This is a genomic window from Streptomyces pseudogriseolus, assembly GCA_002154585.1.
GTDB lineage: Bacteria > Actinomycetota > Actinomycetes > Streptomycetales > Streptomycetaceae > Streptomyces > Streptomyces pseudogriseolus.
On sequence record MUNG01000335.1, the window covers coordinates 1 to 4703 of the forward strand.

At 74.1% G+C, this 4703-nt stretch carries 4 protein-coding genes; 2 read left to right on the plus strand and 2 right to left on the minus strand.

The features are described 5' to 3' along the window. Both CCN29_RS26280 and CCN29_RS26285 read right to left on the minus strand, forming a co-directional pair. The coding region (locus CCN29_RS26280) for a sensor histidine kinase (RefSeq protein WP_143661383.1) at positions 1 to 1050 on the minus strand (1050 nt) is incomplete at its 3' end. 506 nt (positions 1051 to 1556) lie between these two features. After that, the gene (locus CCN29_RS26285; protein ID WP_086684965.1) at positions 1557 to 2213 is read right to left on the minus strand and encodes a GntR family transcriptional regulator; all 657 of its coding nucleotides are present in this window, start codon (positions 2211 to 2213) and stop codon (positions 1557 to 1559) included. 223 nt (positions 2214 to 2436) lie between these two features. Between CCN29_RS26285 and CCN29_RS26290 the strand changes: the two genes are divergently transcribed. Beyond that, a complete protein-coding gene (locus CCN29_RS26290) occupies positions 2437 to 3624 on the plus strand; it encodes a 4-oxalomesaconate tautomerase (protein ID WP_086684968.1) in 1188 nt (395 codons plus the stop codon). Beyond that, positions 3621 to 4646, plus strand: coding sequence for an amidohydrolase family protein (locus CCN29_RS26295; RefSeq protein ID WP_006133835.1), 1026 nt, complete (start codon positions 3621 to 3623; stop codon positions 4644 to 4646). The genes CCN29_RS26290 and CCN29_RS26295 overlap by 4 nt, the downstream gene beginning before the upstream one ends. Positions 4647 to 4703: the final 57 nt, after the last annotated feature.

Consider the following 4703-nt stretch of genomic DNA (forward strand, 5'->3'; position numbering starts at 1 on the left):
GCGGTCCTCGACCTCGACGGCCAGTCCGGAGGTGACCAGGTTCGCCCGCAGCAGCACATGGGTGTGCGGGGCGGAGAACACCGTGGCGTTCTCGACGAGTTCGGCGAGGAGGTGGATGACGTCGGCGACCGCGTGTCCGCGCAGGGTGCCGTCGACCGGCGGCACCAGCTTGACCCGGGAGTACTGCTCGACCTCGGCGATCGCGGAGCGCAGCACCTCGGTCATGGGCACCGGGTTGCTCCACTGGCGGCGCGAGACGGCCCCGCCGAGCACGGCGAGGTTCTCCGCGTGGCGGCGGATGCGAGTGGCGAGGTGGTCGACGTGGAAGAGCCCCTTGAGCAGGTCGGGGTCCTCCATCTCGTTCTCCAGCTCGTCGAGGATGGAGATCTCGCGGTGGACGAGGGACTGGAGCCGCCGGGCGAGGTTGACGAACACCTCGAGCTTCTGTTCGCTGCCCACCTGGCTGGAGAGCTGCGCCGCCTGCACCACGGCGGTGACCGCGCCGTCGTGGGCCCGGGCGAGGTCGGCGGCGAGCTGGTCGAACTCGTCGCCTTCGGCGGTGTGCTGAGTGTGCCGGCCGCGCGGGGGCGGCGGCTCGCCGTTGCGCAGCGCCTCGACGAGGGCGTGCAGGTCGGCCTCGCGCCGGGCCGTGCCGCGGCGCAGGACGCCCACGCGGTCGTGCACGGCGCGCGCCGCGCGCTCGGCGGCCACGGCGGCGATGACGATGCCGGCGAGGGTCACGGCGGTGGCGCCGCCGAGCACCGCCCACAGGGCGCCGGTCGGCCGCATGCCGCTGGAGCGCACGGTGAACAGCACGGCGGCGCAGGCGCTCAGGGCCACCGCGACGGGCGGCAGCACGGCGAGCCGGAGCAGCTGGGACCGTATGTGCGACTCGGGCAGGCCGGGCGCGGTACGGGCGGGTCGGGACGGCGGACGTCCGTGCCGTCCTGACCCCGACTCGCGCCGCTCCGGCCGGGCGGCGGCGCCGTCGCGGCGGGCGCCGGGGCCGGGGGCCGTCGGGGCGGCGCCGGCGCGGGGTGCGCGGGCCACGACCGTGGCGCCGGCCGTCCCCGGCTGTCGGGGCTCCTCGCCCCGTCGGCTCCCTCGTCCGCCTTGTGGCTGCACGTGCCGGTCCCCGCTCCCTGATCCCGATTCTCACCGACGCGGCCCTCGGCGCGAGGCGTCCTGCGACACGATCCGTCGCGAGCCGTCACGCCGGGCGGCCGACACTCACCGTAGTCGCCACCGCATCATGTGCGGTGGGCAGTTGACAAACTCGTGCGGACGGCATCGCGCTCTGGTATGAGGCGTCGTACGACAGACCGATAACCGTTCGGCCGGACGGGACAGGAGTGATCGCAGGTCGATCAGTGCTGGTCAGAAGCGGTCGCGAGCGCGTGGGTGGCACCCCGGGGCGCTTCGAGGCGCGGAGGTGCGGAAGGGGGCGCGAGAGGGACGGCGTGCGCCCCCGCGAGAGCCCTGAAGTACCGAGGGGCCACCCCACCCCTCCGGCCAAAACATCACACTGAGTAGCGAACAGCGGGTGACGGCACCCGTCACGCGCGCGGCGCCGACGCCCGCAGCTGTTCAATCACGTCGTCCAGATGCGCCGCCACCGCCCGCGCCGCCGCCTCCGGGTCGGCGCCGGCGACCGCGTCGATGATCGCCAGATGCTGCGGCAGGGACTGCGCGGGGCGCCCGGGGCGCAGGGCGAGCCGGAACTGGAAGCGGACCATCGGCCCGTTCAGCCGCTCGAGCTGACGGCGGGCGACCTCCTGCCCGCCGGCCTCGATGACGAGTTCGTGCAGCCGCTGGTTCAGGGCGGAGTACACCTCCCAGGCCCCGTCCGCGACGGCCTGCCTCATGTCGGCGCCGATCCGCCGCAGCTCCGCGCGCTGCTCCTCGCTCGCCCGGCCGGCCGCCTTGCGCGCGCAGAGCTGCTCCAGCGCCGACCGGCACTCGGTGATCTGCACGGCCTCCTCGACGGACACCGCGCGGATCCGGGCGCCGCGGCGGGGGACGATCTCGACGATGTCCTCGGCCGCGAGGTCCTGGAGCGCCTCGCGGACGGCGCCGCGCGTGGTCCGGTAGGCCTCCGCGAGGTCGAGTTCGACGAGCCGCTGTCCGGGCACCAGGTCCCCGGCGCGCAGGGCCTGCCTGATGGCGTTCGCCACATACTCGCGGCCGGCAGCGCCCGTAAGCTTGTCCGTCACTCCGTCGACCTCTTCCTCGTCTTCCGTCGTCCGTTCTCAGCGGCTCTCGCTGGGAGAACCCTAGTGCGCGGGACGGAGGCGTCCGCACTCGGGACCCTCACAAGTGAACATTTTCGTCGAACATCTTGTCAACAATCTCGTTGATGATTTAGCTTCCAGGCATCTTCGCATCGCTGCGGGGCGCACCGCCCGCCGCGATTCCCCACCCACCGAAGGAGCGACCATGTCCGCCGTCGCAGCCGCCCGGGTCCCCGAGGTCGCCCGTCGCGGCTCCCAGACCGCGATCCCGTGTCTGCTGATGCGGGGCGGCACCTCGCGCGGGCCGTTCCTGGACGCGCGGCTGCTGCCCGCCGACCCGGCCCTGCGCGACGCGGTCCTGCTGGCGGCGATGGGCTCACCCGACCCTCGGCAGATCGACGGCGTCGGCGGCGCGCACCCGCTGACCAGCAAGATCGGCCTGGTGCGTCCGGGGACGGAGCCCGGCGTCGACGTGGAGTGGACCTTCGCCCAGGTGCAGCCCGACGGGGACACGGTCGACACGTCGGCCAACTGCGGCAACATGCTCGCCGCCGTGCTGCCCTTCGCCGTCGAGACCGGCATGGTCGTGCCGACGGGCGACCGTACGACGGCCCGGGTGCTCACCCGGAACACCGGCATGGTCGCCGAGATCACCGTCGCCACCCCGGCCGGCGCGAACGGGACCCGGCACGTCGCCTACGACGGCGCCGCCCGCATCGACGGCGTCCCCGGCACCGCCGCCCCGGTCGAGATCGGCTTCCTGGACACCGCCGGTTCCGTCGCCGGGGCCCTGCTGCCCACCGGGCGCGCCCGGGACACCGTGGAGGTGCCGGGGGTGGGCGCCGTGGACGTCACCCTGATCGACAACGGCCAGCCGCTGGTGATCGTCGAGGCCGCCCGCCTGGGCGCCACGGGGTACGAGTCCCCCGCCGAGATCGACGCCGACGAGGCGCTCAAGGCCCGCGTGGAGGCACTGCGCCTGGTGTGCGGGGAGGCGATGGGCCTCGGGGACGTCGGCGGGCGGAACTACCCGAAGATGACCCTGGTCGCGCCGCCCCGGCACGGCGGCACCCTCACCACCCGCAGTCTCATCCCCCGCGTCTGCCACCAGTCGATCGGCGTGCTGGCCGCCGTCACGGCGGCGACCGCGTGCGTGATCGAGGGCACCGTCGCCCGGTTCGTGGCGGCCGGGGTGTCCGGCACGGAGCCCACCGTCTCCGTCGAGCACCCGTCCGGCGAGTTCGGCGTCACCCTGGGCGTCGACCCCGCCGACCCGCAGCGGGTGACCCGCTCCGCGCTGCTGCGCACCGCCCGCCTCCTCATGGCCGGCGACCTGCTCGTCCCCCGTTCCGTCTGGGACCCCGCTCCCGCCCGTCAGGAGAAGCTCGCGTGATCATCGACATCCACGGCCACTACACCACCGCCCCCGCCCCCCTCGGGCAGTGGCGGGACGCGCAGGTGGCCGCGCTCGTGGACCCGCTGCGCGCGCCCGACCCGGCGGGGCCGGTGATCGGCGACGACGAGATCCGCGAGTCGATCGAGACCAACCAGCTGCGGCTGATGGACGAGCGCGGCATCGACGTCACCGTCTTCTCCCCGCGCGCCTCGTTCATGGCGCACCACATCGGCGACTTCGCCACCTCGGCCGCCTGGGCGCGGATCTGCAACGACCTGTGCCACCGGGTGTCCGAGCTGTACCCGGACCGCTTCGTGCCGGGCGCGATGCTGCCGCAGTCCCCGGGCGTGGATCCGGCGACCGTGGTCCCGGAGATCGAGCGGGCGGTGCTGGAGCTGGGCGCGGTCACCGTCAACCTCAACCCGGACCCGAGCGGCGGCCACTGGACCGCTCCCCCGCTGACCGACCGGTCCTGGTACCCGGTGTGGGAGAAGCTCGTCGAGCTGGACGTGCCCGCCATGGTGCACGTCTCCACCAGCTGCAACCCGGCCTTCCACACCACCGGGGCGCACTACCTCAACGCCGACACCACCGCGTTCATGCAGCTGCTCTCCGGCGACCTGTTCGCCGACTTCCCCGGCCTGCGGCTGGTGATCCCGCACGGCGGCGGCGCGGTGCCGTACCACTGGGGCCGCTTCAGGGGGCTGGCGCAGGCGCTCGGCCGGCCCGAGCCGGAGGAGTCGCTGCTGCGCAACGTCTTCTTCGACACCTGTGTCTACCACCAGCCCGGCATCGACCTGCTGCTGGAGGTGATGCCCGTGGAGAACGTCCTCTTCGCCTCCGAGATGGTCGGCGCGGTGCGCGGCATCGACCCGCGCACCGGCCACCACTTCGACGACACCCGCCGCTACGTCGAGAAGGCGGGCCTCGCCCCCGAGGACCTGGCGGCCGTCGAGGAGCACAACGCCCGGCGGGTCTACCCGCGCCTCGACGCCCGCCTGACCGCTCGGGGCCTCTGACCGGCCGGCGGCCCCGCCGTGGGCTCTGACCGCCCCGGGCCGCCGGCCGGTCAGAGG

What these genes read in the sequence shown, in the direction of transcription:
- CCN29_RS26290 (WP_086684968.1), top strand. Translation starts at nt 2,437, where the DNA reads ATGTCCGCCGTCGCAGCCGCCCGGGTCCCCGAGGTCGCCCGTCGCGGC.